21 protein-coding genes are annotated in these 26208 nt (G+C 37.0%); 17 read left to right on the top strand and 4 right to left on the bottom strand.

Annotated elements, in window-relative coordinates:
• Nucleotides 1–707: 707 nt before the first annotated feature.
• The 7 genes from ADICYQ_RS00700 (at nucleotide 708) to ADICYQ_RS00675 (ending at nucleotide 9679) form a co-directional block, all read left to right on the top strand.
• Complete coding sequence (locus tag ADICYQ_RS00700; RefSeq protein ID WP_081652263.1) at nucleotides 708–3860, top strand: SusC/RagA family TonB-linked outer membrane protein; 3153 nt, start codon at nucleotides 708–710, stop codon at nucleotides 3858–3860.
• Between the two features lie 32 nt (nucleotides 3861–3892).
• Nucleotides 3893–5479 carry a SusD/RagB family nutrient-binding outer membrane lipoprotein gene (locus ADICYQ_RS00695; RefSeq protein WP_020891247.1) on the top strand — a complete coding sequence of 529 codons (1587 nt, stop codon included), beginning with the start codon at nucleotides 3893–3895 and terminating at the stop codon, nucleotides 5477–5479.
• Nucleotides 5480–5752: 273 nt separating this feature from the next.
• Nucleotides 5753–6529: a carbohydrate-binding family 9-like protein gene (locus tag ADICYQ_RS00690; RefSeq protein ID WP_040413699.1), complete on the top strand. Its 777-nt coding sequence runs from the start codon at nucleotides 5753–5755 to the stop codon at nucleotides 6527–6529.
• 198 nt (nucleotides 6530–6727) lie between these two features.
• Entirely contained in the window at nucleotides 6728–7144 is a 417-nt protein-coding gene (locus ADICYQ_RS25595; protein WP_051160074.1) for a hypothetical protein, read from the top strand.
• The gene (locus tag ADICYQ_RS00685; RefSeq protein WP_161625560.1) at nucleotides 7107–8021 is read left to right on the top strand and encodes a hypothetical protein; all 915 of its coding nucleotides are present in this window, start codon (nucleotides 7107–7109) and stop codon (nucleotides 8019–8021) included. Before ADICYQ_RS25595 ends, ADICYQ_RS00685 begins: the two co-directional genes overlap by 38 nt.
• Before the next feature lie 590 nt (nucleotides 8022–8611).
• The gene (locus tag ADICYQ_RS00680) at nucleotides 8612–9091 is read left to right on the top strand and encodes an OB-fold protein (protein ID WP_020891243.1); all 480 of its coding nucleotides are present in this window, start codon (nucleotides 8612–8614) and stop codon (nucleotides 9089–9091) included.
• A gap of 24 nt (nucleotides 9092–9115) precedes the next feature.
• The gene (locus ADICYQ_RS00675) at nucleotides 9116–9679 is read left to right on the top strand and encodes a YceI family protein (RefSeq protein WP_040413697.1); all 564 of its coding nucleotides are present in this window, start codon (nucleotides 9116–9118) and stop codon (nucleotides 9677–9679) included.
• Nucleotides 9680–9894: 215 nt separating this feature from the next.
• Here the strand turns inward: ADICYQ_RS00675 and ADICYQ_RS00670 are convergent, their stop codons facing one another.
• Together ADICYQ_RS00670 and ADICYQ_RS25590 are read right to left on the bottom strand one after the other, a co-directional pair.
• Nucleotides 9895–10602 (bottom strand): NRDE family protein, encoded by a 708-nt coding sequence (locus ADICYQ_RS00670; protein WP_020891240.1) that lies wholly within the window; start codon nucleotides 10600–10602, stop codon nucleotides 9895–9897.
• A gap of 163 nt (nucleotides 10603–10765) precedes the next feature.
• Nucleotides 10766–11860: a DUF2652 domain-containing protein gene (locus tag ADICYQ_RS25590; protein WP_020891239.1), complete on the bottom strand. Its 1095-nt coding sequence runs from the start codon at nucleotides 11858–11860 to the stop codon at nucleotides 10766–10768.
• A 366-nt stretch (nucleotides 11861–12226) separates the two neighbouring features.
• Here ADICYQ_RS25590 and ADICYQ_RS27285 point away from each other — a divergent pair, with 366 nt between their 5' ends.
• Nucleotides 12227–12376 (top strand): hypothetical protein, encoded by a 150-nt coding sequence (locus ADICYQ_RS27285; protein WP_020891238.1) that lies wholly within the window; start codon nucleotides 12227–12229, stop codon nucleotides 12374–12376.
• Nucleotides 12377–12629: 253 nt separating this feature from the next.
• Here ADICYQ_RS27285 and ADICYQ_RS00660 read toward each other — a convergent pair whose 3' ends face one another.
• Nucleotides 12630–13136, bottom strand: coding sequence for a DUF4833 domain-containing protein (locus ADICYQ_RS00660; protein WP_020891237.1), 507 nt, complete (start codon nucleotides 13134–13136; stop codon nucleotides 12630–12632).
• A 441-nt stretch (nucleotides 13137–13577) separates the two neighbouring features.
• Between ADICYQ_RS00660 and ADICYQ_RS00655 the strand changes: the two genes are divergently transcribed.
• The 4 genes from ADICYQ_RS00655 (at nucleotide 13578) to ADICYQ_RS00640 (ending at nucleotide 18324) form a co-directional block, all read left to right on the top strand.
• A complete protein-coding gene (locus tag ADICYQ_RS00655; RefSeq protein WP_020891236.1) occupies nucleotides 13578–14129 on the top strand; it encodes a delta-60 repeat domain-containing protein in 552 nt (183 codons plus the stop codon).
• The gene (locus tag ADICYQ_RS00650; protein WP_369073244.1) at nucleotides 14078–16330 is read left to right on the top strand and encodes a malectin domain-containing carbohydrate-binding protein; all 2253 of its coding nucleotides are present in this window, start codon (nucleotides 14078–14080) and stop codon (nucleotides 16328–16330) included. The genes ADICYQ_RS00655 and ADICYQ_RS00650 overlap by 52 nt, the downstream gene beginning before the upstream one ends.
• 33 nt (nucleotides 16331–16363) lie before the next feature.
• The gene (locus ADICYQ_RS00645) at nucleotides 16364–17524 is read left to right on the top strand and encodes a malectin domain-containing carbohydrate-binding protein (protein ID WP_262485353.1); all 1161 of its coding nucleotides are present in this window, start codon (nucleotides 16364–16366) and stop codon (nucleotides 17522–17524) included.
• 377 nt (nucleotides 17525–17901) lie between these two features.
• Entirely contained in the window at nucleotides 17902–18324 is a 423-nt protein-coding gene (locus ADICYQ_RS00640; RefSeq protein WP_051160073.1) for a DUF983 domain-containing protein, read from the top strand.
• 18 nt (nucleotides 18325–18342) lie between these two features.
• Here the strand turns inward: ADICYQ_RS00640 and ADICYQ_RS00635 are convergent, their stop codons facing one another.
• A complete protein-coding gene (locus ADICYQ_RS00635; RefSeq protein ID WP_020891232.1) occupies nucleotides 18343–19341 on the bottom strand; it encodes a hypothetical protein in 999 nt (332 codons plus the stop codon).
• 385 nt (nucleotides 19342–19726) lie between these two features.
• On the opposite strand from ADICYQ_RS00635, the gene ADICYQ_RS00630 reads away from it, so the two are divergent.
• The 5 genes from ADICYQ_RS00630 (at nucleotide 19727) to ADICYQ_RS00610 (ending at nucleotide 25961) form a co-directional block, all read left to right on the top strand.
• Nucleotides 19727–20602, top strand: coding sequence for a CorA family divalent cation transporter (locus tag ADICYQ_RS00630; protein WP_020891231.1), 876 nt, complete (start codon nucleotides 19727–19729; stop codon nucleotides 20600–20602).
• Nucleotides 20603–21019: 417 nt separating this feature from the next.
• Nucleotides 21020–22549, top strand: a complete 1530-nt coding sequence (locus ADICYQ_RS00625) for an arylsulfatase (protein ID WP_040413693.1) — start codon at nucleotides 21020–21022, stop codon at nucleotides 22547–22549.
• A gap of 226 nt (nucleotides 22550–22775) precedes the next feature.
• Entirely contained in the window at nucleotides 22776–23384 is a 609-nt protein-coding gene (locus ADICYQ_RS00620) for a hypothetical protein (RefSeq protein WP_020891228.1), read from the top strand.
• A 91-nt stretch (nucleotides 23385–23475) separates the two neighbouring features.
• Nucleotides 23476–24018, top strand: coding sequence for a hypothetical protein (locus ADICYQ_RS00615; protein WP_020891227.1), 543 nt, complete (start codon nucleotides 23476–23478; stop codon nucleotides 24016–24018).
• A gap of 395 nt (nucleotides 24019–24413) precedes the next feature.
• A complete protein-coding gene (locus ADICYQ_RS00610) occupies nucleotides 24414–25961 on the top strand; it encodes an SDR family NAD(P)-dependent oxidoreductase (RefSeq protein ID WP_020891225.1) in 1548 nt (515 codons plus the stop codon).
• The last annotated feature ends 247 nt before the right edge of the window (nucleotides 25962–26208 follow it).

Here is a 26208-nt window from a genome sequence, read left to right as displayed (position 1 = left end):
CCGGTATTAATTTTTATTTAAGCAGATATGATACTAAATTTTGCAATTATAATAATAATTGGGTGTAGGTACATTATTTTACAAGTCTTTGAATAAGCGGAAAACCTGTACTGTTTGCCCCATCAAGATAGTCAATTTCTTGCTTTTAAGTAAGCATTAAATTTAACTATGGGTTTTAAAATTAGCTGCTGAATTGGTATTCATTATCTAGTGGAAGATTCTAAAGCCAAAAATTACCTGACTTAGATAACGCAGCTCTTCCTTATCTATCTTGAAATAAACTTTAATTCCCATTCGAATGGTGAAGGAACGGAAATCAGCGGTAATTTTTGAAAAATTCATTAGGTTACAAGGTGGTGAAAAAGCATCCATCCATTGAATTTTGTCTTTGTCCCATGAATTATAGCTGCTTGCTTGCCAATATGTTATGTCTCTATTTGCTTTGATTATAAAAATAATAATCTTAATTAAAGAAAGAATATCAATCTAATAATTTTTTTTATGATCATTTAAAATTCTTAATGTTTTAAATGATTTAATTATTGCTAATAGTCCTCCGATTAAATTTTTTTGAAAAAATAAATGATTTTTTGAGGTAAAATAACATTTTCTCTCCCCTTGATAAAAAAGTAATCTATTTGGTTCACTTATCCTTAAGAGATAGGGGAGAGCCACTAACTAAACCTAATTCCACTAAAATTATTTAAATGATGATTAAAATTTACAGTACTTTATTATTCCTCCTGCTTGGAATAAATGGTTCTTGGGCCCAAGAACTAGCTAGGCAGGAAAAAAGCCCTGTCCCTTATGGGGCAAATTTGGATAAGTTGGTCCCTGAAAAGACAACATCAAATTCCATTAATAGAACCGAATCAATTAATGCTGATCAAATAGCGGTAACGGTAAGCGGAACAGTTACAGCGCCTGATGGAGAATCCCTTCCTGGGGTAAACGTATTACTTAAAGGAACGAATATTGGCACAGTTACTAATTTGGATGGTGAATATAGCCTGAGTGTCCCAAATGCTGCTTCAATAATTGTTTTTTCCTTTATCGGGTACGAAACTCAGGAAATTGTAGTAAATGATAGAACAGTAATTGACGTGATGCTTGAAGATGTAGGGGGAGACCTTTCTGAAGTGGTTGTTACAGCCATGGGAATTAAACGAGAGGCGAAGTCTTTAACGTATTCAGCACAAGTTGTTGATGGTTCCAGTTTGGATGAAGCAAGAGAAACCAATGTTATTAATTCCCTGCAAGGAAAAGTTGCTGGTGTTACCATAACCCGTAGTGCAACTGGTCCAGGAGGAAATTCGAAGGTTCTTCTTCGTGGAAGCCGTTCCATTACAGGAAATAATCAACCTTTATACGTAATTGATGGAGTGCCTTTGAACAATAGTACAAGGGAATCTGGCGGAGGAAGTTTTGGTGGAAGAGACGGCGGAGGGGGAATCGGAATGATCAACCCAGATAACGTCGAAAGCATGACTGTTTTGAAAGGTGCTTCTGCTGCAGCCGTTTATGGTAGTGCAGGACAGAATGGCGCGATCATCATTACTACCAAGAGTGGTAAAGAGGGTAAGATTACCGTGGATTACAATGGTGGAATTACCATGGATCAAGCTTTTGCCCTTCCAAAAAGACAATATGAATATGGACAAGGAGATGGCGGCGTTTACTCGCCTAGTTCTGAGCACAGTTATGGTCCTAAGGCAGAAGGGCAGGATGTAACCCTTTGGAATGGCGATACTGTTCCTTTAACCGGACAGCCAGATAACGTTTCAGATTTCTTTAGGACTGGAACCACAATAATGAACTCGATTAGTGCCAGTGGTGGTAGTGAGAAAATGCTTACCTATTTCTCCTATGGCAATGCCAACGCACAAGGTGTTTTGAGAAATCATGACCTTACCAGACATAATTTTGACTTGAAAATAGACAATAAAATTTCTTCTAAACTCTCTTTCACAACCAAGTTGACCTATATTCAGGAAGAAGTGGACAACAAGCCATATACTGGAGAGCGTGGCTATCCAGTTTCTTCTATCTATCGGTCTCCAACCTCCATACCATTGAGTGCTATGCAGGAATATGCTTATATAGACGAAGCGGGTATAGAAAAACAAAATTACTGGAAGCCAGGATCTTCAATTTTGTCGAATCCTTATTGGAATCTAAACAGAGATTTATTTAATGAGAAAAAAGACCGTTTGATCGGGCTATTTCAAGTTAAGTATGAGTTTAATGATTGGATGAATCTTCAGGTCCGTGGTAGTTTGGACAAAACCATGGAGAAGACAGAAAGGAAAGTTTACAACGATACTTATACTACTTATGGTTTAGGTTCAATATATGATGTAGGTGATTATACCCGACAAAACTCTAATGTGGATGCTTTATTGTCCATTAATAAAGGGCTATCTGAAAAACTGGATTTATCTGTAATCTTAGGTGGAGCCGTTCAACAAGGAAGTTCATCTTCATTGTTTATAGAGTCTAATGGCCTTTACAAGCAAAATTACTTTTTCCTAAGCAATGCAAAAGCACCTTTGACTTCAAATTCATTTTATGAAAGTCCACAGGTCCAGTCATTGTTTGGTACCGCCACACTTTCCTATAATGATTACTTGTTCTTGGAAGCAACCGGTCGTAATGATTGGTCCTCAGCACTCCCTAAAGACAACCAATCTTATTTCTATCCTTCGGTAGGTTTGACTGGAATTGTAACCGAAATGCTATCCATGCCAAAATGGGTTTCTTACGGTAAAGTTCGTGCTTCACTGGCCTATTCAGGTTCAGGTGGTGCCGCTTATAGAGACAGGAATTATTATTCAGTTGCTAGAGGAGGATTGATTGGAACGCCAACGGTACGTTCTCTACCTACCTATAAACCTGAAATGACTTCTGCATTTGAATTGGGTGCTGAATGGAGGTTCTTTGATGCTCGTTTAGGTTTTGACTTTACGTACTATTATACGGACACGAAAAATCAACTCATTACAATTGCTACACCAGCAGCTTCGCTATTCAGTAGCCAATACATCAATGCCGGTTTGATCAACAACAATGGTGTTGAGATATCCATGGACATTGTACCTGTAGAAACAAAGGATTTTGTTTGGGATGCAATGTTTAATTTCTCCAAGAACAACAATAAAATCATTCGTCTGACGGATGAAATTACTTCGGCTGTACTTACCGATGACCGTCAGGTTTTGGTACTGGCTCAAGTAGGAGGCAGTTATGGAGATATGTATGCAGTTGGATGGCAAAGAGATGATTTGGGTAGACCTTTGGTAAATGATTCAGGTAGCCCAATGCTTACTGGTGGTAAATCAGTGCCAGTTGGGAATTTCAACCCTAATTACAATTTAGGGTTCAATAACAAGATCAGTTATAAAAACCTTTCTTTGGGATTTTTACTTGATTATAGAAATGGAGGAACTGTTATAGGAGGAACCCAGGCATTATTGGATGCGGATGGACATTCTGAAGCTTCTTTGTGGGGTCGTGAAGATGGAATCATTCTGGATGCCTACACTTTAAACGGAGAGAAGAATACCCAAAGCATTACCTCTCAAAGCTATTTTGGTAGCATAGGGGAAAGATATCCTGCGGGAGAATTCTATGCTTACTCAGCAAGCAATCTTCGTTTAAGAGAAGTTGTATTAAGTTATAATTTCTCCAGTGCACTAGTTAGCAAGACAAAATTCATTGAAAAGGCTAGCCTATCATTTACCGGAAGGAATTTATGTTTTTATACAAAGATGCACCTTTTGATCCTGAATTACTTTTGGGAACCGGAAATGCAGGAGGTACTGAATACAATTCTTTACCGACCACACGAAGCATGGGGTTGAATTTAAAGTTGACATTTTAAATACCAACACTTATGAAAACTTCCATTAAAAAATTACGAAAAATGAACTATAAAAACTTCATTCCAAAAAAGTTAGCCGTAGGGTTACTACTGTTTTCTGGCTTATTAGGGGCATGTACGGAAAATTTTGAAGCAAGAAATACAAGTCCTACAGGGCTTGAAACCCTCAGTCCTGAGGATGTGAAATCATTGTTTCCAAATGCCTTGTATAGAGGTTGGAACCAAGGTAGTTATCAGACTGGTCAAAATTTGACAGCAGATACCTATGCACAGTTCTTTGCAGGTACACAGCCAGCCTTTGCTTCACACAGATATGTTATCAATCAATCCTGGATGAGGAGTTTTTGGACGGGAACGTATGTGTCTACTTTACCTTCTTTATTTACCATTGTCAATGAGACAAATGGTGGAGACCTTCCGACATTGAATGCAATTGCACGTATATGGAGAGTTTTTATAATGAACAGGACAACAGATTATTTTGGCCCTATTCCTTATTCTGAGATTGGCTCTGATGGCCTAGAAATCGCATATGATTCTCAAAAGGACATTTATTATGATTTCTTTAAAGAATTAGAAGAGGCAACAACAGATCTGAAAAATAATTTGGACATCGTTTCCTACCAGGAAAAAGACCTTATTTATCAGGGAGACAATGAAAAATGGTTGAAATTCGGTAACACTTTGCGTTTGCGACTAGCCTTAAGGATATCTGGTGTTGAGCCAGAAATGGCCCGAGTTGAAGCGGAAGCTGCTTTAGCTGGTGGAGTGATGGAGAATTATACCGAGGATGCATTTATGGCACCTACCTCTGCCAATTTTAATGGCTTGAATCGTATTAGTGCATGGAACGAATTTAGGATGAGTGCGAATATGGAAAGCCTTTTGTTGGGCTATAATGATCCGCGCCTTGCTATCTATTTCGAGCCAGCGAAAGCCGATGGAGAATGGAGAGGAGCCAGAAGTGGTATGATCCCTGCAGAACAAACGCTTGGTTTTAATACGTACGATTACACTTCAAATCTTAGCTCAAGGTTCCATCCGGAAAATCAGAGTACAAACCCGATGACGGTAATGTATTCTGCAGAAGCTTATTTCCTTCGAGCAGAAGGGGCATTAAATGGTTGGAACATGGGCGGCACAGCTGAAGAGCTTTATAATAAAGGCATTGAAATGTCCCTTCGAACTTGGGGCATTATGGATGATGCTGTAATTAGCGAGTACATCAATGGAACGAGTTTGCCTATTGCTCCTGCACCTGAAAATGGATGGAATACGCCTCCTTTGACAGATATTCCGGTGAAGTTTTCTTCTGATCTGGAGAAGCAAAGAGAGCAAGTAGGTACACAAAAGTGGTTGGCACTCTTTCCTAATGGAATGGAAGGTTGGGCTGAAATGAGAAGATCAGGCTACCCTAAAATGTATCCACTTATTCACTCTGACAATGATGATATCGAAGCTGATGAAATGATCCGTCGGATTGTATTCCTTGACTTAGAAAGAACATCCAACGGCAATGCTGTAGAGGCAGCAACATCCTTGCTAGGCGATGGAGGAGATAAAGTCAGTACACGTCTTTGGTGGGATGTGGGAAATTAACACCCATTGATTCATTGGCTATTTTAATACAAATGAAGGTTGATTCTGACCGCTAGAATAAAATTTTAATAGGATGGTTATTTTATAGCCATCCTATTATAGTTTTATTTATATTCAGTCGTGAATTGCAGATTTGAAACTCATTTTCTAGGTAGAAATGAGATTTATGGGTGCTTTTCCAAGAGTTAATCGATAAATTTAGTAGCCCAATAGCTAAATCAGATCTTAAAAAAACCTTAGGTCTATTACCATCATTGAAAAAACATTAAAATTATGAGAACGAAATTATTTACATGGTCTTTCCTTATATATTGGCCATTTATCATGAATCTGATAGGAGAGGATAAAACGATAGAAGTGAGTAATAAATATGAACAATCGAAAGACGAAGCCCAATACCTGGTAAAAAAACTTAAACGCTCAAATCCGATAGATGCAGATTGGGATAAAAAACAATGGAAAAAGATCGAAGCTGTAACCCTCGATTACAATATGGGGACTGAGCCTAAGTTTCTTCCAAAGGTCAAAGCCAAATTGATGTATGATGATGAAAACATCTATGGTATTTTCAAAGTGGAAGACCGGTATGTTCGTTCCGTTGTACAGGAATATAATGGCAATGTTTCTGGAGATTCCTGTGTTGAATTTTTCTTTTCACCTGATACCGACTTGCCATTGAGTTATTTTAACCTGGAAATCAATGCTGGTGGTACACCGCTTATATTTTATGTTGCAAAACCCTGGGATAAATTCACAAAATTAGGAAAGGAAGACATTGATCAGATAGAAATTGCCCATTCTCTGCCTAAAGTGGTGGACCCTGAAATTACTGAGGCGACGACTTGGACCATTGAGTATCGGATACCTCTCTCCATGTTAAAGAACCATTCGAAAGTTACCCAGCCTGAAAGTGGTACAATTTGGAAAGCCAACTTTTACAAGACAGGAAGTAGGACAAGTAACCCAAACTTCCTGACCTGGTCATATGTTGATAACCCAAAACCAAATTTTCATTTGCCTAAGTTTTTTGGCACCTTGAAATTTCAATAACCTTTAAGTTATTCACTGCAGAATTGAATTAAAAAAAAACACTTCTTTGATATGCTTTTTTGTTGAACCTGGTTTTTCGGGGGATTCGGAAATTAAATTTAGTCTTTGCCATCAAAACTAGCATAAAGAAGTTGTTAAAAAACCGGGAAACCGGTCTCAGACTTAAATATAACCATTAACTTAACATAAAAACATAAGATGAAACGTAGGGAACTTCTTAGATATCTTGCCATTACGCCCTTATTGCCTGGGCAATTACTATCCATGTCCCCAGTGAAAGCGGAGACTTCTAATAAAGGGAATTCGAGGGATTTTATTCCCGGTAGGCCCAAAAGAATAGCGGCCATTCTAACAGAATATAGACCAAATTCACATGCAGATGTGATTGTTGGCAAATACCTTGAGGGATACAACCAAGACGGTATGGATCCTTTTCCAAGATCGAAAATCGTTTCCATGTTTACTGAGCAGGTTCCTGATACGGATATGAGCCGTGACATGGCTAAGAAATATGGTGTTCCCATTTTTCGGACTGTTGCTGATGCCCTTACTTTGGGCGGTGACAAACTGGAGGTAGATGCCGTTTTTGCTTATAGGAGAGCACGGAGTTTATAGAATGAATGACAAAGAGCAAAAGCAATATCCACGATTTGAAATGTTTTTGAAAATTACGGATGTTTTTAGAGAGACTAAAACGTCTGTACCTGTTTTCAATGACAAGCATCTTTCTTACAGTTGGAGACAGGCGAAACGTATGGTGGAGATTTCTAAAGAACTTGATTTCCCTATGTTAGCAGGCTCCTCAGTTCCTGTAGCATGGCGTATTCCTGCAATTGATACGCCATATGGAGAAGCGCAGAAATATGCGGTGGGCATCTCTTATAGTGGTTTGGATATTTATGGGTTTCATCTGCTGGATTCCATTCAGTCGGTAGTGGAGCGTAGAAAAGGAGGAGAAACAGGGGTGAAAGCTGTTCAATGCCTCGAAGGGGATGATTGCTGGCAATTCCTGGAAAAGAATAGCTGGGCCAACAAGTTGTTCAAAGAAGCAATTTCCCATAGTCTCACCAAAGTAGAGGGTAATATGAAGGAATTGGTGAAATCCCCAGCGGTTTTTGTAGTAGATTACAATGACGGGCTGAAAGTTGCAGCTTTCTTATTGACAGGTTTGGTTCAGGACTTTACTATAGCAGTTGAATTGGAAGATACGCCAAAGCCATTCTCTACATTGATGCGTTTGCAAGGCAAACCACACCATCACTTTGGATGTCTTGTGAAAAATATTGAGATTTTGTTTGAAACAGGAGAAGCTCCTTATCCGGTAGAGCGAACCATGCTTAGCAGTGGTATATTGGATTTTTCTTTGGAATCGAGAATTCAAGGACATAAAAAGCTAAAAACACCAGCACTTGCAAAGGTAAAATATACCACTCCGGATGCTTCCCATTTTTGTGCAACAGGTTGGGATGAAAATGGCAAAAGGTTGGACTAAGCAAAGCCTTAGGGGCAGTTGAAAATCCCCTTATAAATGAATGTCTTTTTAATTACGTAATTGCATTAATGAAAAATCCACGGGTTAGCGCTCGTGGATTTTTTGATTTAATAGTTTGCGTATAATTCCCTGGTAAAAACAATAAGAACAACACAATTTTGGCAGCATTGTTGATTTTTTACTGCAACAATGCTAACAAAATATCAAGTTAAATTTGCTAGCTCAGGTTACTTTTTAAAAATGACTTGAAAAAATATGGGTTTAATAATACCTGTCAATACTACTTTTCAATGCGGTGATTTTATTCATTAACGATAATAGCTGTACTATACTTTATATGTAATTCAATCGCTCTTTTTAATGATGTAATTTAATGTTAATCAAATACCTATGGAGGTGAAATCTCATTAATTGTCATCCTCAAATCCTTACCTGATATGCTAGAATCCAGCGATGGGGCATAAAGAACCTAATTGTTGGATTTATTGCCTTTTTTGAGGTATTTCACTTTTTTTTTCAAATAAACCGCTCAATTCGGTCAGGAAAGATAGGGGGCTACGACTAATCAAGCGAAATCAAAATCAATAACCATGAAAAAATACAAATGGCTTAAGCCTTTACTCATTGTCCTTGCGGTATCAGCAGTCATTGGTGTCGGGATAGTAACTTATCTTTTAAACATGCCACATAGGGATGTTCAATCTACTCAAACCGATTTTGGTATTTCTTCAAAGGAATTGGTGGATGAATTTCTAAGCAATGGTGAAACGGCGTATGACAAATACCTTGATGAATCCGGAGAGTCTAAGATCCTTGAGGTAGAGGGAGAAGTGTCGAAAATTAGTAAGGATTTTAACGAACAGACGGTTATTCTACTTAAAGCCCAAGGTGAAGTGGCTGGTGTAAGTTGTACTTTTTTACCTGGTCAAGAAGATTTAAGTCAGTTAATAAAAGTTGGTCAAAAAATAAAAGTAAAAGGAGTCATCCGCTCCGGAGCCAATTATGATGCTGACCTGGAAATGTATGAGAATGTAATCATGGAAAAATGTGACTTGGTCACAAGTATATAATTAATCAACACAAATTTAAAAATTATGAAAATTAGATCAATTGTTTTAGCCCTCCCAATTATTATGCTTGCCACAGCTGCTTTTGTTTCTCCTGTAGAAAAGCTCATCAGCCAAAAAACGCATATTAGCTTTTTCTCTTCTACACCTGTGGAGGACATTACTGCTGATAATTACAAAGCCACTAGTACGCTTGATACCTCAACTGGAGATATCGTGTTTTCAGTACCCATGCAAAGTTTTGAATTTGAAAAAGCCCTAATGCAAAAGCATTACAATAGCAAAAACTTCTTGGATACCAAGTCATTTCCAAAATCCAAATTTGTTGGGAAAATCACGAATTTTGACGAGGTGGATTTTGCAAAAGACGGCAGTTATGAGGCATCCGTTAAGGGTACTATGACGATCAAAGGGGAGTCGAAAGAGGTTGATGAAAAAGGAACAATCACTGTAAGTGGTGGCAAAGTCTCCGCAGAAAGCACCTTTGAAATTACTCTTGCTGATTATGGTATTACTTTTGAAAAAGGGAAACCCGATTCCAATATCGCAAAAACCATTGAAATCACCTTTATAGGTGAATACGACAAGTAAATTAGGTTGATGATGGATTGTTTAAGTGCAGGGCGCAATTATGTGCCTTGCACTTTTTTTTTACTGGTGTATTTGATAAATTACAGGTAACACCAAACTAAATTGCATGCTTATTTTAGCCCGTTTCCTTTTTTAGCTTGGTGTTATTCTTTATAAAAAATAGCAACAAAGGCATGGTTTCCACCTTAATTAAAGATTTTAAGCTTAGAAATGAGTTAAACTGTGAAATAAGAAGGTCCGTAGGTTTCTTTAGTTTTTAAATCAAGATGGGTCATCGAAGGAGCAAATCTGGAGTTATGAATTTGGGTGATGCTAACCGTTTGCATTCCATCAGGCCTTTTCATTAAAATATCGAAGGTTTTGTCATCACCATGCTGTTTGTTATGAAAACCCATTATATTAAAATCAGGATGTTCGGAATTGGTAATGAGCCATCCGAGAAACCATTTTTCCCTTACAATTCGTTGTTTTGGAGTATATAGGGTGGGTGATGACCAAATTTTCGGTTTGTCTTTGTCTAGTTTGTTTAAAAAAGTGGATTCCCCATTCCATCTTAGTTCATAAAACAACCGATCCTTTATCTTCAAAAATGTAAAAGGTTCCACTTGGTTAAAATCGAATTTATCAATGAATACTTCAACGTCATCGTATTCTAAGGATTGAATTACCATTTTCCCTCTGCTTGTTACCTGTGTTGGCTTTTTTTGGTGCTTCTCAAAAGCTCCATTTAATAAACAAACAACGGTTTCATTATTGGAACCAGCGATCCAAGTTCCACCAGAACGTACATCCTTCGGATAGGTGATCTTGTTACCAAAATGGGAGTAACTAATTGGTGGAAGAGTTTCTTTATTAATAAATTCATCCCTGCTCGAGGTCAGTAAATAGCCATCGGCCAGGGGGATATAGGATACTGTACACATTTGTTGAATACCGCTTTTACTTATAGCTAAATCTTTTAACCATATAAGACGGTGATTTTAACTTTTCCTGACAAAAAAAATACTTTATATTCAAATGTGACGTCTTGAGCCTTTGTAATAGAAGAATTTAAAGATTGTTATATTCGTTTGTCTATTATTGCGGTTATTTTTCAGCGTATTTCTTAAGTCTTCGAAGGTTGATTTGATTTAAAAACCGAAACATAAACGATAGCACTGGAAGTAGAAAAAGGTTCGTCGCCCAATTTTTTGATTTGAAAAAATGATTTCCAATACCTATTCGTGTTGTTTTGCCGTCCACTTTTTCCAAATGGTAAAGCACGATAAAATCAATCTGAGGACGCTTCATTCGAGCCCTTTCAAAAAGTTTAATGCCCAGGTCATTAGCAATCACATCCTCTATTGAAACTTCAAGTTGATTGGCACCAATCAAGCATTCATGCGAAGATAAAATCCGGTTAATTTTTTGATCTCTTAAAGTGATTCTTTTTAGACTTTTCATCCATTTAATCCGATGATCGGGTTCTGCCAGCATTAGCAGTAGCTCTTTTGGTTGGGCGAGTATTTCTACCATCCTGCCAGTTTTTATTTGAGGGAATGCAATGGCACTTCTTGGAGGCGGTTCTTCGATATGCTCCTTGTAAGAACGTAGAGGCTGGTAATAAAAAATCGTATTACCCAAACCTTCTAATTTCTCTTCATTCATGCTGAGTGTTTCCAATTGAGTGGCCTCTATTTTTGATGCTTTTATGAAGTTTTCACTGAAAAGGATGTATTCTGGTTGTTTGATATTGTTTTTTAAAAACCTGTGGGCCACAATTACGTCTTCTCCCAGAAGTTTTTGGTGGCCACCTACTTCATACCGGGTAATGGTACCTGAGTGTAAAATAAACTTAAGTGATAATTTTTCTGTGGAGTTACAGGCACCGCATTGGCAAATTCTATCCCTGGCATAATATTTAAGATGCTGATGAAATTTCTTGAAGATCCTTATACAGAGTTGTGTAAGTTTTTCAAAATCAGGTGATGAATTGGTATTGTAAAAGAGAACGGCATCTCCTTCTATTTCTGAAACGGAAAATTCTTCGCCCGTTTCTTTAATGATTAATTCTAGTAATTCAGTGATAATGTGTTGACTATGACTGATTTCAGTTTGTTTGATGAATTGGGTGAACCCGCTTATATCTGGGATGAAAATAATCCCAGTGTTTGAATCCGTAATGGGTGAAAAAGCATGCATGGGATGTGAGGGTTACTTTATTTAACAAATAGGTTAATACAATACACCGAAAAGCAACCAAATTTGCTTATCATTTAAAAAAGTAGAATTATTAATTTTCTCTTACAAATTTACTCAATTTTAAGGATAAAAATCGATTCAATTCTTGTTCTTAATTTTAGGGCTGATGGTAACCACCGAATGAGAAGAGTGGTAAAGGTTACAAATAGCTAACGCCTAGGTTTATAGCTGTTAATTTCAAAGAAATGTTGACACAATCATCAAAATTTTTACATTTTCTTATTTTTTAAATCTGAGCCTAAATGTCAACCCTACAGTTAGTTTAGTTCTTTGGCTTTTCTGAAATTGTCATTAAGATTCTGAGAGGTGTCCTTAGGTTATGTTGACTGGATAGACCAAATCGGCACGCCTTATCCGGTGAAGGAAGAGCGAGCAATTTTTATAGGTGTACTTATACCTGAGAACAATACCTTGAAAGGGTTATTATATGCCAATATCGTTTTATTAGCTAGTTGATTGGGTTTTTGTTCTGGCCATAGCACTTTAGATTTGAAGTATAAAAGGCATGGTTTATGGGGCCGAAGGATTTTATTTCATTAAAAACTTAGTTAATATTAATTGTTTGTTTAAAAATCAAAACCATTCTTGTTAAAGACTGTCTTTAAGATTCAATTTATATACTTGTTTTCTTTATAAATGTTATTGAATGCTTTCACCGGAATAATCGGCGGATTGGTAAATTGTTTTGGTATACTTTATTGCAATGGAATCAAGGATTAAACTTTTCTATTATCTTGGAATTCGCTAATTCATTAAATCCTGTGACGGAAACTTCTGTTATATTGGGTTTCCAAAATGAACCACCCTCTATTTCAAGGTAAATATGATGAATTTTCATCGTACGCTCATTTATCTTGGCAAAGACCATATAGTTGCCTAAGCTGTCTTTTTTTAGCAGAAATTGTTTCTTGTCATAAGAGACAAATTTGAACGTCAGTTGGTTCTTTTCATGTGAGAGGACATCAATACCATAACCAAATTTTTTCTTGATCCAGTTTATAGGGACCAATTCACCCGTTCTTTCATTTTCCAGCCATTTTATCTGAATTGGATCTTTCTCTTTAATTTGCCCTTTTTCGTCCAAATGAAGAAAATATACAATTTGATCCTTATTTAGGCTACGTTCTATTGTAAACAGAATTTGCTGAGATTGAGCTGAATGGTTACTACTAAGCAAAAAGCCCAAAATTAATAATGGGTGTAAATACTGCTTCATCAAATGTTAAAATGGATAGTTCTTATTAGTAGACTTATAATGCTGCCTTTCCTGACAAAAATGTTGAAGAATTTTAAGTTTTATTACAAGATATAAGCCTTTGACTTTACATAATTAATGGAGAATTAGTAGAATTATTTTCACATAAGATATTCTTTAATGTTTGATTTTAATCCTTTTATATCTGATGTATACAAGGGTGCTAAGGTTGGATTTATTTTGAAATCATTTTTTCTTTTTAGTGCTGTTATCAGTGGCCTGATGATGTAGTTTTCTGATGAACTATGATTGTAAACTAATTGTTTTATAGATAAGAAAATAGCAATAGGATAGCAGGATAATGTATTGTGCTGACATTAATTTGTAAAACAAAATAAGATCTTAAATTAACAGTGATATTTATTTTACATACTTATTTTACTTCTTTTAAATTCATACATCATGAAAAGGTATATTTCAGACTTTCAATTGGCGGTGGTTTTTTGGTTGATTGTAGTAATTCCTGCTTATTCTCAAGAATGGGGTAGTTTAGATACTACATTTTTTAATTTTGATAGGTCCGGTGGATCCGGATTTAATAATACAATACAGGATATTCTTCTCCTGTCAAACGATAAAACAATAGTTGCAGGAAGATTTACTTCCTTTAACGGACAGGCTACTCCAGGCCTAGCAAGATTGTACAAAGATGGAACCAAAGATTTTTCTTTTAAAGTGGAAGAAGGATTTGAAAATGGTTCAAATCAAGCAAATGTTTTTTCACTATTACCCCTGCCAAATGATAAATTTCTAGCCATTGGGGAGTTTAGCCATTACAATGGTTATTTCTCTCCTAAAATTGTCCGGATAAATTCAGATGGAACAATAGATCCTACTTTCAATATAGGTTCTGGCTTCAATGAGAGTGTATTGGCGACTGCACTGCAACCGGATGGTAAGGTATTGGTTGGGGTTGGTTTAATAGCTATGATTCTGAGCCGGCAGCCTATATGATTCGGTTAAATGCTGATGGTTCAAAGGATACTTCATTTATTGCTGCTGACTCGATTAATAGAGAGGTGAAATCCATTGCTCTTCAAGCAGATGGGAAAATATTGGTAAATACGGGAAATAAGGTGTTCCGATTAGAAACTGACGGTTCCTATGACCCATCATTCATTTTACCAAGTCCATTTGGTGAAAAATTCATCGATGAGGATTATGGGCCCCAGGAAAATGGGTTTACGGTGAATTCTATTAAAGTACTGGGGAATGGAAAGATTATTTTTGCTGGTTCATTTTCCACCAGTTTGAAGCATGCGGTCAACCTTATTCGTTTAAATCCGGACGGATCTATGGATTCTAGTTTCACTACTTACGATTATGAAAAAGGGTATGAAGGACAAATTACTAAAATAGTATTAACTCCTGAAGGCAAGATTTTTTCTATATTTGGATCAGAATTCTATAATCAGTCAGTACGGCTTTTTAATGCCGATGGCACGATAGATTTCTCATTTGATACCTATAGAATTTTACCAGGAAATGCCATTGCATTACAAGCAGATGGGAAGTTAATAGCTGGAGAGTATAGAGGTGAAATAATCCGCTATAACCTAGATGGATCTGTTGATCTAAGCTATAATCCAAAACCCGAATTTGATGATGAAGTCAAGGCTTTTGGCGTTCAGAAGGATGGAAAGGTTGTAGTGGGTGGTGCATTTAATAGGTATAATGGACAGTTAGGTTATAATATTGTACGCATAAATACGAATGGGACTTTTGATCATAGCTTTAATGCAGGTTCAGGATTGGACAATCAGGATGATTTTATCACTGAAATACATGAGCAGCAAGATGGTGATATTTTAGTTAATGGAAATATAAAAAGTTTTAATGGAACCCAAGTCAATCAGCTTTTTAGATTAAGATCAGATGGAAAATTGGATCAAGACTTTAATTCGAATCTTGAATTTGAATCCAATTTTTATATTGTTGACGTTGCCTTACAGGAAGATGGTAAAATTTTGGTAGCAGGGCAATTTAGATCTTTTGGAAAGAACGTCAATGAAATTATCCGGTTAAATCAGGATGGAACGAGGGACAATTCCTTTGATTTAGGAATTGATTCAGATACCCGTATTTTAACAATATACGCTCTTAAAGATGGGAAGATTCTCGTTGGTGCCGGATCAGATGGAAATCCAGCAGGAAGTCTTGTTCGGTTGAATGCTGATGGTTCAAAAGATCTCTCCTTTAATATTGGTTCTGATTTAAATATCAATTGGACATCAATTGCTGTGCAATCGGATGGTAAAATCCTTGCAGGAGGCGGTGCAAGCGCCAGCGTGTTGGATCCAAGGCTTGTGCGTTTTAATCCTGATGGCACAATTGATTCTTCATTTAACGCTGAAATAGAAAGTCAGTCAGTCCATTCCATAATGGCTCTTACAGACGGAGGAATATTGATAAAAACCGATGATAGTGATAATGAGAAAACTTTACTTCGTTTAAACGCTGATGGCTCAATTGATCCAAGGTTTCATACAGTGATTTCAGCTGGGGATTTACAAGCCATAGCAGTACTTCCTGATGGAAATATTTTAGTAGGAGGGGAATTTGTTTATTACAATGGAACAAAGACAAACTATATAGCAAGGCTGATAAATTCTATAGCAACGTTTGATGAATTGAAAGAAGTTGTCCGAATTAACGCCGGAGGAGAGGCGATTGATTTGGATGGAGAACAATGGCAGGCAGATCAATATTATACAGGAGGCAGGGTTTACTTCAAAATAAATCCTATTGAAAATACCGAAAATGATGCACTGTACCAAACTGAAAGAAATGGGGACTTTAGTTATGAAATACCGGTTACTGATCAAGGTTTGTACACGGTAGTACTGCATTTTGCTGAAATTCATTGGCAAAAACCTGGTGCAAGATTGTTTCAAGTGGCCATTGAAGGAGGAGAGCCGGGCTCAGTGATTGATTTATTCAAGGATCATGGTGGAGCAAATACCGCAAATGAACTTAAGATGGAGGACATTAAAGTTCTAGACGGACATTTGTCTATTGAATTTATTACGACCAAAGATAATGCGAAGATTTCCGGAATAGCTGTTTACAAGCATGATGTTTCTACCGAGCCGGAGAAGTTAAGAATTAACTCCGGGGGAGAAGCATTAGATTTTGGGAATGAACAGTGGCTATAAGATCAGTATTTTACTGGAGGAAATAGCTATAACATTAAATCCGGAGAGATAAAAAATACACATAGGGATGCGCTTTACCAGTCTGAAAGATTTGGAGACTTTTCTTACCAGCTACCTGCCCCAGAAGATGGGCTTTACACCGTAGAATTCCATCTAGCTGAAATTTATTGGGAATCACCAGGTTCCAGAATATTTGATATTACCGTAGAAAATGGTCAGTTTGAATTGAAGGATATTGACCTTTATAAGGACTATAATGGATCGAGAAAAGCGAATGTTATATTGTCCGAAAATATTCAAGTAACAGATGGTGTTTTGGACATAGATATATCCAAAACCAAAGACAATGGCAAGATTTCAGGAATTGTAATGTACAAGAGCTCTTCCATTCCTTATTCTGGTTTTATTAAGCGGATTAATTCTGGTGGGGGGGCTTTGCAACTTGGAGAAGAAACCTGGCAGGCTGACGAATATTATTCAGGTGGTAGGACCTATTTAAATGACTCCAAAGAGATAACCAATTCCGATAATGACGAGCTATTTTACACGGAAAGATACGGGGAGTTTAGCTATGATATTCCTGTTCCAACAGCTGACATTTATACAGTTGAATTGCATTTCGCTGAAATTCATTGGGGAAATGAAGGAAACCGTATCTTCAATGTTGAGGTCGAAAATGGACAATATACCTTGGAAAATCTTGATCTAGTACATGAATTAGGGGCATCTCATAGGTCCGAAGTCTATATTGGAAAGGACATAAGTGTGACCGATGGTGTCTTAAACGTGAATTTTTCTAAAGTAAAGGACAATCCTAAGGTATCGGGAATCGTGGTATACAAACAGTCTACTGATGGAGCCAGAATTCTTTCCATGGATACCAAACCCAAAGCAGAACTTGAGGATGAAGCCACCAAGCTTCCAGAAACCTTAGGTAAAGAGGTTAAATTATATCCTAATCCAACAAATGATAAGGTTCGCGTAGAATTTGTTGCTGATGAACCTGGTCATTGGGAGTTTGTGCTGGTGAATGCATTGGGGAACACTACCCAATTAGGTCAGCTTAACCTAGAAAAAGGAGCTTATCATCTGGATTTTGATTTATCACAATATTCTTTTGGTGCTGGAACTTATTATTTACAAATAAGAAACAATAAAGGACTTCTTAAAACCAAGAGAGTCATTGTTTTTTAACCAGGATGCTATGACATAAAAAAAAATCTGTACTGAGTAAAGATAGGTCGTGATTCTGTCGGAATGTTTGCAAATAAAGCAACCATTCCGACATTTTCCCGATCACCATCCTTGGGTTCAATTCTGCAATAATATGGGGTTTTTTTTTCAACCGAATTTGATGTTTTAATCCCATTCATTTGGGTAATATATATGTGGATTTTGTAATAAAAAAGATAAAACCTAAGATGAAATTCTTTAAAATAATGGCGCTTTGATTGAACTTAAAAAACAGATTTCAAATTAATTAAAGTAGATTGAAAAAGGAGGATAAGCCTATGATTGGGTTGTCCTTTTACCAATAAAAGAAGCGATATATTTATTAAAAATAGACCCAAATGAAAAATTCGAGTCAGGAAGTATTTGATTCAGAAGCGCGTAGACAATTAGTAAATGGCGGTTCTAAATTTAAAGCCATGCTTCACTGTAAATGCCCTGTATGTAAGGAAGGAGACATGTTTAGAAGCACCGCTACTGATTTAGGGAATTTCAATGAGTTGAATAAAAAATGTAAAGAATGTGGCTATGGTTTTATGCCTGAACCTGGCTTTTACCAGATATCTATGTTTTTCACCTATATGGTAGGAGTGGCCATTTTTGTCGTTTTTGGTTTTCTGACTTATTTGGTGTTCAATGATCCACCACTTTGGGTGTATTATGCTACCATATTTATCCCGACCATACTAAGTGCCCCGTGGAATCTGAGGTACTCAAAAGTAGTAATGCTCTATTACTTTGGGGATAGTGAAAGCTTTAAATAATGGTTTTTATAACCATTATTAATTATCTGCAATGAAAAAACTGTAGTCAAATTTCCATTGTATGGACTCTCCCGGCTCCAGTTCAAGTCTAATATAGGGTTCAGCGCAGTAAGTTCTTGTGTTGGCCCAATAAACAATTTTCTCCAAAGCTTTGTCCCCTTTGATTTTTACTCCGGCTCCAGTCTTGGTGTTCATTACTGAAAACTGATAGTCTTCGGGCAAATCTCTAAAACCCATTAGCGCATTTGTATAAACATTTTCTCCCTTTTTAAAATACCTGCTAAAGCTTATGCTTCTATCGGATACAACACCTAAAGAATCAAAATTAACTACCTTTTTGTCACCACTATTGTCTAGGTAAATGTCATAAGGAAAGGTGGTTTTGATATTTGGTCCCGTAAGTTCCTGATCGATCACAAAGAAATTATGGTTGTAGACGCTTGTTTTGATTGCTTTTTTGCCGGTATTTTTCAGTTTGTGTCTGATTTCAAGGTTGGGTTTACCTTTTACCAGTTCTACAACTTTGGTATATTGATAGGCATATCCATCTGCATCTATTAGTTCATGTTTAAACTCCACCCGGTTTTTATGCGTCTTTACCTTCCATTCCCCACCATTTACCAAATCATAAGTATGGGAGAACCGGTATTTTTCTTCCTTGATTTTCTTTAGTGCACCTATCCCAATTTTAACAAACACACCTCCATCTGCTGCTTCATCGTAGCCCAGTGGGGTAAAATCTTCCACTGGCCCCATGATGGCATCATTTATCATTGGGTCATATTTGTCAAACCATTGTCCAAAATAGTTGTGCCCCTTGTATTCAAGGCTTGAAATCACTCCTGACCAGTCGAAGCGAGAAGCGCGGTAATAGCCATTTTCATGGTCAGGCAGGTAGAGCTTTGCTGTTACTATTCCATTACTGATTTCTGTTTGAGGAGGTTTGGCTAATCTATTGAAGCCAGCAGCTATGATTAGAACACTTAAAAGGCCGGTGAGTGCATAAGATCTGCGCATGGTATTTCGGATTGGGTAGGAGACAGTTTGTTCTACCGGAAATATACAATGACTTTTTTATTTTGCATTGAAATAGCTAGGAAAACAGTTACACCCGCTGATTTAGACATTGGCTAAGCCAAGTTTACAAGTACCTTATTTTCTTTTGATTTTAATTATCCCTGGACTCTTTTCCAAATGCAGTTTTAAGGATTAATTATTCCTGGGAAGCCATGGGGATTTATCCCATATAGTCATCAATATTTTTAATACCTTTAAACCCATTAGTTTTGTAATTCTAGCCTAGTAGGGACATGCGTGGCGGTACGTATAATCATTGAACGGCTTTTACTTGATTAAAGAAATAAAAATCTCACGAGATAAATAATAAAAGATTTATTTTATTATGAAAAAGACCATTACCAATTTCAGTAATTTCCATTGGATAGATATTGAGAATCCTACTGAAGGTGATTTAAAAACATTGGATTTACCTTTTGATATCAACGAGAATTTTTTGGAGGATGCGCTCGAATCGGGACATTTACCTAAGTTTGAACACTCAGATAAGCTTGTTTTTATTATACTCAGGGCTTACACTGCAACCCCTGATGAACGTGCCATTGAAGTAGGACAAATATCCAATAAAATTGCCTTTTTTGTTTATGAAAATGCTTTGCTTACGATTCATAGAGCACCTTTTGATTTCATTTCAGCACACTTTGAAAAAACGTTTGATAGTGTAGAAGGATTGGTATTAAGTTTAGTAAATGAAATTTTACTCACCTTTGAAAGTCCACTCAAAATTCAGATAGACAAAATGGATGAACTTGAGAGACAGATTTTTCTTAAAAATGGCCGGAATATCTCCATCGAAAATCTTTATTATGAAAAAGCCAAAGCACGGCTAACCAAAAAGATTCTACTTATCACGCAGAACATTTTAAATCAATTTAAGGTGTTAGATAAATCCGTCTCGGACCTACAAGACATAAAAGATACTGTATTAGATTTCATTCTTAAATCTGATGAAATAATTGATGATTCTAATGCGCTTTTAAACTCCTATATTTCATTTACGGCACAAAAGAATAATGACGTAATGAGACTACTGACAGTGTTTTCTGCATTTTTCCTCCCCTTGACATTTATCGTAGGCGTGTATGGAATGAATTTTGACAAGATGCCTGAACTTAGGTGGCAATATGGGTATTTCATTATTTTGGCAGTTATGGTCGCCGTCAGTATCATAATTTATATATGGTTTAAAAGGAAAAAATAATATAAACCTAAGCCTATTGACATTGACCCCATTATGTACCCTGAGCCTAAAAGCCAATTAGGTTTAGCCAAAATTTTCACTCAAAAAAAGCTATCGATGATAAGAGATGGTGTGATCAGTGATGGAGTGATAGGAGATGTGGTGAAGGGAGAGGGGAGAAAATTTTTAGTCATCAATTTTAAATCCACTTACTTTTTTTAAGTTGCTCACTTCAGGGTGGCCTTCGACAGGCTCAGGCACCGGTAGAGAAGTCCAACAAGCTCAGACACCGGTAGTAGATTATTGAAGAGTATACGTTAAAAAACAATTAACAATTAACCATTCCCCAAAACCGTCCCCAATAGCTATTAAACCAAATGACAATTGTTTTCCCCATCTTATTGCTATTTTTGTAATCAATCCAAAATGGAACATATAATGAAAAACACTTTCTTTCAAAATTCACTTTTCTTCATTGGCCTAGCCATGCTGATCTTTGGTTGTAAACAGGATGAACAAGAGCCGTTGCCACCAAATATCATATTGGTGATGACGGACGACCAGGGATATGGTGACATTTCTGCCAACGGTAGTCCTGATGTATCTACGCCAAATATGGATAGGTTGAAACTGCAGAGCATAAGTCTGGAAGATTTTCAGGTCAGTCCTACTTGTGCACCTACCAGGTCTGCCATTATGAGCGGGCGACATCCTTTTAAAAATGGTATTACGCATACTATTTTGGAAAGAGAAAGAATGGCTTTAGGTTTTACCACCTTGCCACAAGTATTGAAGCGAGGTGGCTATACCAGCGGTATATTTGGAAAATGGCATTTAGGGGATGAGCAGGAGTATCAACCCGATAGTCGTGGTTTTGACGAAGTGTTTATTCATGGAGGTGGTGGTATAGGCCAGGCCTATCCAGGTTCTTGTGCTGACGTTCCAGACAACGAGTATTTTGATCCGGTAATTAAGCACAATGGTACTTTTGTTAAAACGGAAGGCTTCTGTACGGATGTGTTTTTTACGCAGGCCTTGTCCTGGATTAAAGAGAAGTCTTCAAGTGAGGAACCGTTTTTTGCCTATATCGCAGCGAATGCGCCGCACGGACCTTTTGTGGCACCTGAAGAATACAAGAAAAAATTCATCGATCAAGGTTATCCAACAGATGCCCAGGGTTTTTATGCGATGATCGAAAATGTTGATCATAACCTGGGTATATTAATGGATAAACTAGATGCCTGGGGAATTGCTGACAATACTATTTTGATTTTTATGTCAGACAATGGGAAAACATACGGCGGTTACAATATTGTACATGGGGAAACTTACAATGCAGGAATGAAAGGATTTAAAGGAAGTCTTTACGAAGGAGGTAGCAGGGTTCCTTTCTTTATAAGATGGCCTAATCATTTCAATAAAGGACAAGAGGTAGATGTGATGCTTAATCATTATGACATGCTGCCAACCTTTGCTGAGATTGCCAATATCGACATTTCTGATATCCCGAATTTGGATGGAAAAAGCTTTCTTTCTTATTTGAAAAACGACACCATTGAGTCTGAGGACAGGTTGCGTTTCTTTCACGGAGGTAGGTGGCCTTTAAACCCAAAAAACATTTCAGATCCAGAGGGTACAGACCATTGGGTGGGGACAGCTGAAACATCCAATCCAGACAGTTCTAAATACCAGAAATTTGCAGTAAGAAATGAACAGTATCGATTTGTGAACAACAGTGAGTTGTATGATTTATTTAGTGACCCAGGAGAAACACAGAATATTATTGAAGAACATCCTGAATTAGTTAATCAAATGAGAGGATCCTATGAGGAATGGTGGAGCGAGGTCAGGCCTTATATGGTCAACGAAGAGGTCCCTTTAGCCAAAGAAAAGCCTTTTTGGGTGGACTTTGAAAAACAAAAGGATACTGAAGGCATCAAAAATTGGGTAAAACCTGACTTGGATTAAGTTTGAAGGCCATCCGTAAAACCAGAATGGATAAAATTAACCTAAGTATCTTAAATATTAAAATTCTATTTTTCCAATGGGCATCCCTAGATTTACCACGTAATAGTGGTAAATCTAGGGATGAATAGAAAATCATGAAGGCAATAACGTTAAGAATGCTCAGTGAATAGAGAGTTATTTTATGGCGGTCTAAAACTAAATTATAGTAACCCAAAAATACTCAATCATGAAATTTCAAATTGATGAAAAAAATATAGAAAATGAATTTGAGCGGATTGCAGCTCAAATTTTACTTGAAAAAGTATTGGTAGTAAATGATGTTCATTTCAACTTCACTGAAATTGAGTTCTATTACTATTCCAAAAATCATCAAGATGCATTTACTCATAAACATAGTGAACCTGCTGGGAAATGGCGATTCCACAACCAAGGGTTTGATATTACATTGCGAGGGGAAAATGGTTTTGGAGGTATTTTGATTCGTGGTGTTGAACGTGTCAGTACTGAGGGAAACACATATATAAATGGGCCTCGTAGAGTGTTGTTTTCAATTATGAAAAATCTAAACGAAGTAGGAAATTTGAACAACAACTTTGGGATAACCGATAAGCGCAAAGATCACCTAACTATTTTCAGGACATTCAGACAAGGGTTAAATAACGCTATTCCAAGTTTAGCCTGTGAGAGAACTGATTATTTTAAAAATAAGGATTATAGGTTTATAGTCAATCCTCAATCTTTCGATAAGAAACAATTTTCAGGTTCAGAAATGATAGCAAAGAAATTCAATAATAAAGACTTGTCCAAAGAGTTTCTAGGCTATGTATTAAATTAAAATTGGACGTCAAATTGGTGAAGGCAGAGATTCATGAAAGTATTAAAATCTATTAATTTAAGTGTGTTAATTTAATCCGAAGGAAGAAAAAATGAAAATTGACAAGAAGTTCAATCAATTGAGTAAAGAGGAATATTTTTACTTTATAGACAACTACAAGAAATACTCAGATTTCAATACCTTAGGATTGTACCGTTCCATTTGTGAGAATGAAAACCTTGAATTGAATGACCAAATTGAAATTCGAGACCATGCCAATACTGTTTTTGAGAAAACATTCAATTTTTATCAATTAAAGGACCCTAAAACTTATTTTGACCTTACCACTTTAGGGCTCGAGCTGACGGTTGCTGACGAAAGACAAATCTGGAGCGATATTAGGGTCAATCAGGAAAAAATACTTTCCGATAAGAAGATTAAACACAGGAATTTTGGCGAATACTCCAAACACAATTGTGGTCATGAAGATTGCCCTTATAATGGCATAATGATCAAACAAGGGTCTTCTTTAGCTGAAAATAGCATGCATTTCAAATCGGATAAGAATGAAGTATCTGCAAAAAAGAAATCGCAACGATTTAAAAAACAAAGGAAAAACAAACATCAAATCATTCAGGACGGATTTGATGATTAATTTTTTTTCAATCACTTCCTATTTTATGTATTGGTGCAAAGAAGAATAATAGCTCCTAATTTTAATGATTTGATACCCTTTTTTATGTTTATAAGGCAAGTTCAAAACTGTCTTTTAATTTAACAGGAATTACAATCATCACCCTAATTATATTTCAACCCTAACTAATAAGGGCAGACAGATTTCAAGCTACTTTTCTGTAGTTATTTAAAAAAATGGCTATTGTCTGATTCAATAAAAGTCAACTTAATAAAAGGTGGATTAACCGAACCAATGCCAAGAGTGAAAATTCTAAAAGTATTGGCTAAGTGCTTAATCGAAAAGATTGTACCTTTGCATTTCGAATTAAGAATTACCAAGTCTTCACCTGTCCTCAACACGACACCAGCCAATTAATGGAAATCAACAACAATAAAGGTCAGCTTAGTAAAGATCAAATTGATCAATGCATTGCCATTTTAGCCACGTTAAACGGTGATACCGACCAGATATTTGATATTCCTATTGAGCAGAGAATAGAATTGATAACGCAGGCAGGACGACTGTCAAGGCCTCAAAAAGAGGAATTAATCAAACGTAAGAAAAACGCAAAGAAAAAAGTCAAAAAGGAAACAGCTGACAATCATAAACAAGCACGAAACAATACAGGAATTCGGAGTGCCAGGGAGGCCATTGTTTTTGTTGCCCCTAAAATGATTGCACCTAATGCTGACCAGGAAAGACTTAAAGGTGCAACTGTAGCCCCACGAGAATGTTACGTATGCAAAGAGGTTTTTACCACGCTTCATCACTTTTACGACACCATGTGTGGGCCCTGTGGGGACTTTAATTATGCCAAACGCTTTCAAACTGCAGACCTTACAGGTCAAGTTGCGCTTGTTACAGGATCTCGCTTAAAAATTGGATACCACATTAGTTTAATGATGTTACGGGCAGGTGCCACTGTGATTGCTACAACCCGATTCCCTGTAGATTCTGCATTGCGGTTTGCCAAAGAGGCCGACTTTGAAACGTGGGGCCACAGGCTTAAAATTCATGGATTGGATTTGAGACATATACCTAGTGTCGAATTGTTTTGTAATTTCATTGAACAACAATACGAAAGGTTGGATGTGTTGATCAATAATGCTGCGCAGACCGTTAGACGTCCGGCAGGTTTCTACCAGCACCTATTGCCAAATGAAGGGCTTTCTTATGCTGAATTTTCTTCTTCTGTAAAAGAGTTGCTATCAGACCATGAAGCATGCTTGCAGGAATTAGGAGCAAGCAGTGCTATGGTTGAAGACTCGAACAGGAACCTACCGGTAACATGGCATGGAAAGCAAGTTGGGATAGGCTTGAGTGCTTCTGCGAAATTATCTCAAATAGCTTATACAATTGACCATGCTTTAACTCCTGAGGAAGTTTTCCCGATTGGTAAAATGGATGCGGATTTGCAACAAGTCGATTTGAGAAAGACCAATAGCTGGAGGTTGAAATTAGGAGAGATTCATACCAATGAAATGCTTGAAGTGCAACTTGTAAATTCTATTGCCCCTTTTGTACTCTGCAATCGCTTGGTTCATGTGATGAAACAGGACAACACTGGTAAAAAGCACATCATCAATGTTTCCGCCATGGAAGGTAAATTTCATAAATACCACAAAGAATCTCGTCATCCACATACCAACATGGCCAAAGCCGCATTGAACATGATGACCCTAACTTCTGCTGCAGATTTTGCCAAGTTTGGAATCTATACCAATGCTGTAGATACGGGATGGGTAACGGATGAAGACCCAATTGAGTTGGCCAGGAAGAAAGAAGAAATACATGATTTCCAGCCTCCTTTAGACATTGTTGATGGTGCAGCTAGGGTGATGGATCCTTTGTTTGATGGAATCAATACTGGAAAACATTGGACTGGGAAATTCCTAAAAGACTACAAGCCGACCAGTTGGTAAAAGTGGTGACCTGACGCTTTTCTAATAAAGTTGTTTTCTCCAATTAAACAGGCTCAAACGTTATAATGAGAATTGTCTGAATTATTAGCCGTAAGCGAGCATTAAAATCCCTGTAGCTGAAGAATAACCTTCAACTACAGGGATTATTTAGGTTTTCAACCAATTGCTATTGTTTATGGTCTTCATGACCATTTCCTATATCACTAAATGAAGTTTCGCGAACTGATTGGACCTTTCAATAATGATC

This window comes from Cyclobacterium qasimii M12-11B (genome assembly GCF_000427295.1).
GTDB lineage: Bacteria > Bacteroidota > Bacteroidia > Cytophagales > Cyclobacteriaceae > Cyclobacterium > Cyclobacterium qasimii.
Note: the sequence above shows the minus strand (reverse complement) of the source record. Positions and strands in the feature narration are given on the sequence as shown.

What these genes read in the sequence shown, in the direction of transcription:
- ADICYQ_RS00700 (WP_081652263.1), top strand. Translation starts at nt 708, where the DNA reads ATGATGATTAAAATTTACAGTACTTTATTATTCCTCCTGCTTGGAATA.
- ADICYQ_RS00695 (WP_020891247.1), top strand. Translation starts at nt 3,893, where the DNA reads ATGAAAACTTCCATTAAAAAATTACGAAAAATGAACTATAAAAACTTC.
- ADICYQ_RS00690 (WP_040413699.1), top strand. Translation starts at nt 5,753, where the DNA reads ATGAGAACGAAATTATTTACATGGTCTTTCCTTATATATTGGCCATTT.
- ADICYQ_RS25595 (WP_051160074.1), top strand. Translation starts at nt 6,728, where the DNA reads ATGAAACGTAGGGAACTTCTTAGATATCTTGCCATTACGCCCTTATTG.
- ADICYQ_RS00685 (WP_161625560.1), top strand. Translation starts at nt 7,107, where the DNA reads ATGCCGTTTTTGCTTATAGGAGAGCACGGAGTTTATAGAATGAATGAC.
- ADICYQ_RS00680 (WP_020891243.1), top strand. Translation starts at nt 8,612, where the DNA reads ATGAAAAAATACAAATGGCTTAAGCCTTTACTCATTGTCCTTGCGGTA.
- ADICYQ_RS00675 (WP_040413697.1), top strand. Translation starts at nt 9,116, where the DNA reads ATGAAAATTAGATCAATTGTTTTAGCCCTCCCAATTATTATGCTTGCC.
- ADICYQ_RS00670 (WP_020891240.1), bottom strand. Translation starts at nt 10,602, where the DNA reads ATGTGTACAGTATCCTATATCCCCCTGGCCGATGGCTATTTACTGACC.
- ADICYQ_RS25590 (WP_020891239.1), bottom strand. Translation starts at nt 11,860, where the DNA reads ATGCATGCTTTTTCACCCATTACGGATTCAAACACTGGGATTATTTTC.
- ADICYQ_RS00660 (WP_020891237.1), bottom strand. Translation starts at nt 13,136, where the DNA reads ATGAAGCAGTATTTACACCCATTATTAATTTTGGGCTTTTTGCTTAGT.
- ADICYQ_RS00655 (WP_020891236.1), top strand. Translation starts at nt 13,578, where the DNA reads ATGAAAAGGTATATTTCAGACTTTCAATTGGCGGTGGTTTTTTGGTTG.
- ADICYQ_RS00640 (WP_051160073.1), top strand. Translation starts at nt 17,902, where the DNA reads ATGAAAAATTCGAGTCAGGAAGTATTTGATTCAGAAGCGCGTAGACAA.
- ADICYQ_RS00635 (WP_020891232.1), bottom strand. Translation starts at nt 19,341, where the DNA reads ATGCGCAGATCTTATGCACTCACCGGCCTTTTAAGTGTTCTAATCATA.
- ADICYQ_RS00630 (WP_020891231.1), top strand. Translation starts at nt 19,727, where the DNA reads ATGAAAAAGACCATTACCAATTTCAGTAATTTCCATTGGATAGATATT.
- ADICYQ_RS00625 (WP_040413693.1), top strand. Translation starts at nt 21,020, where the DNA reads ATGAAAAACACTTTCTTTCAAAATTCACTTTTCTTCATTGGCCTAGCC.
- ADICYQ_RS00620 (WP_020891228.1), top strand. Translation starts at nt 22,776, where the DNA reads ATGAAATTTCAAATTGATGAAAAAAATATAGAAAATGAATTTGAGCGG.
- ADICYQ_RS00615 (WP_020891227.1), top strand. Translation starts at nt 23,476, where the DNA reads ATGAAAATTGACAAGAAGTTCAATCAATTGAGTAAAGAGGAATATTTT.
- ADICYQ_RS00610 (WP_020891225.1), top strand. Translation starts at nt 24,414, where the DNA reads ATGGAAATCAACAACAATAAAGGTCAGCTTAGTAAAGATCAAATTGAT.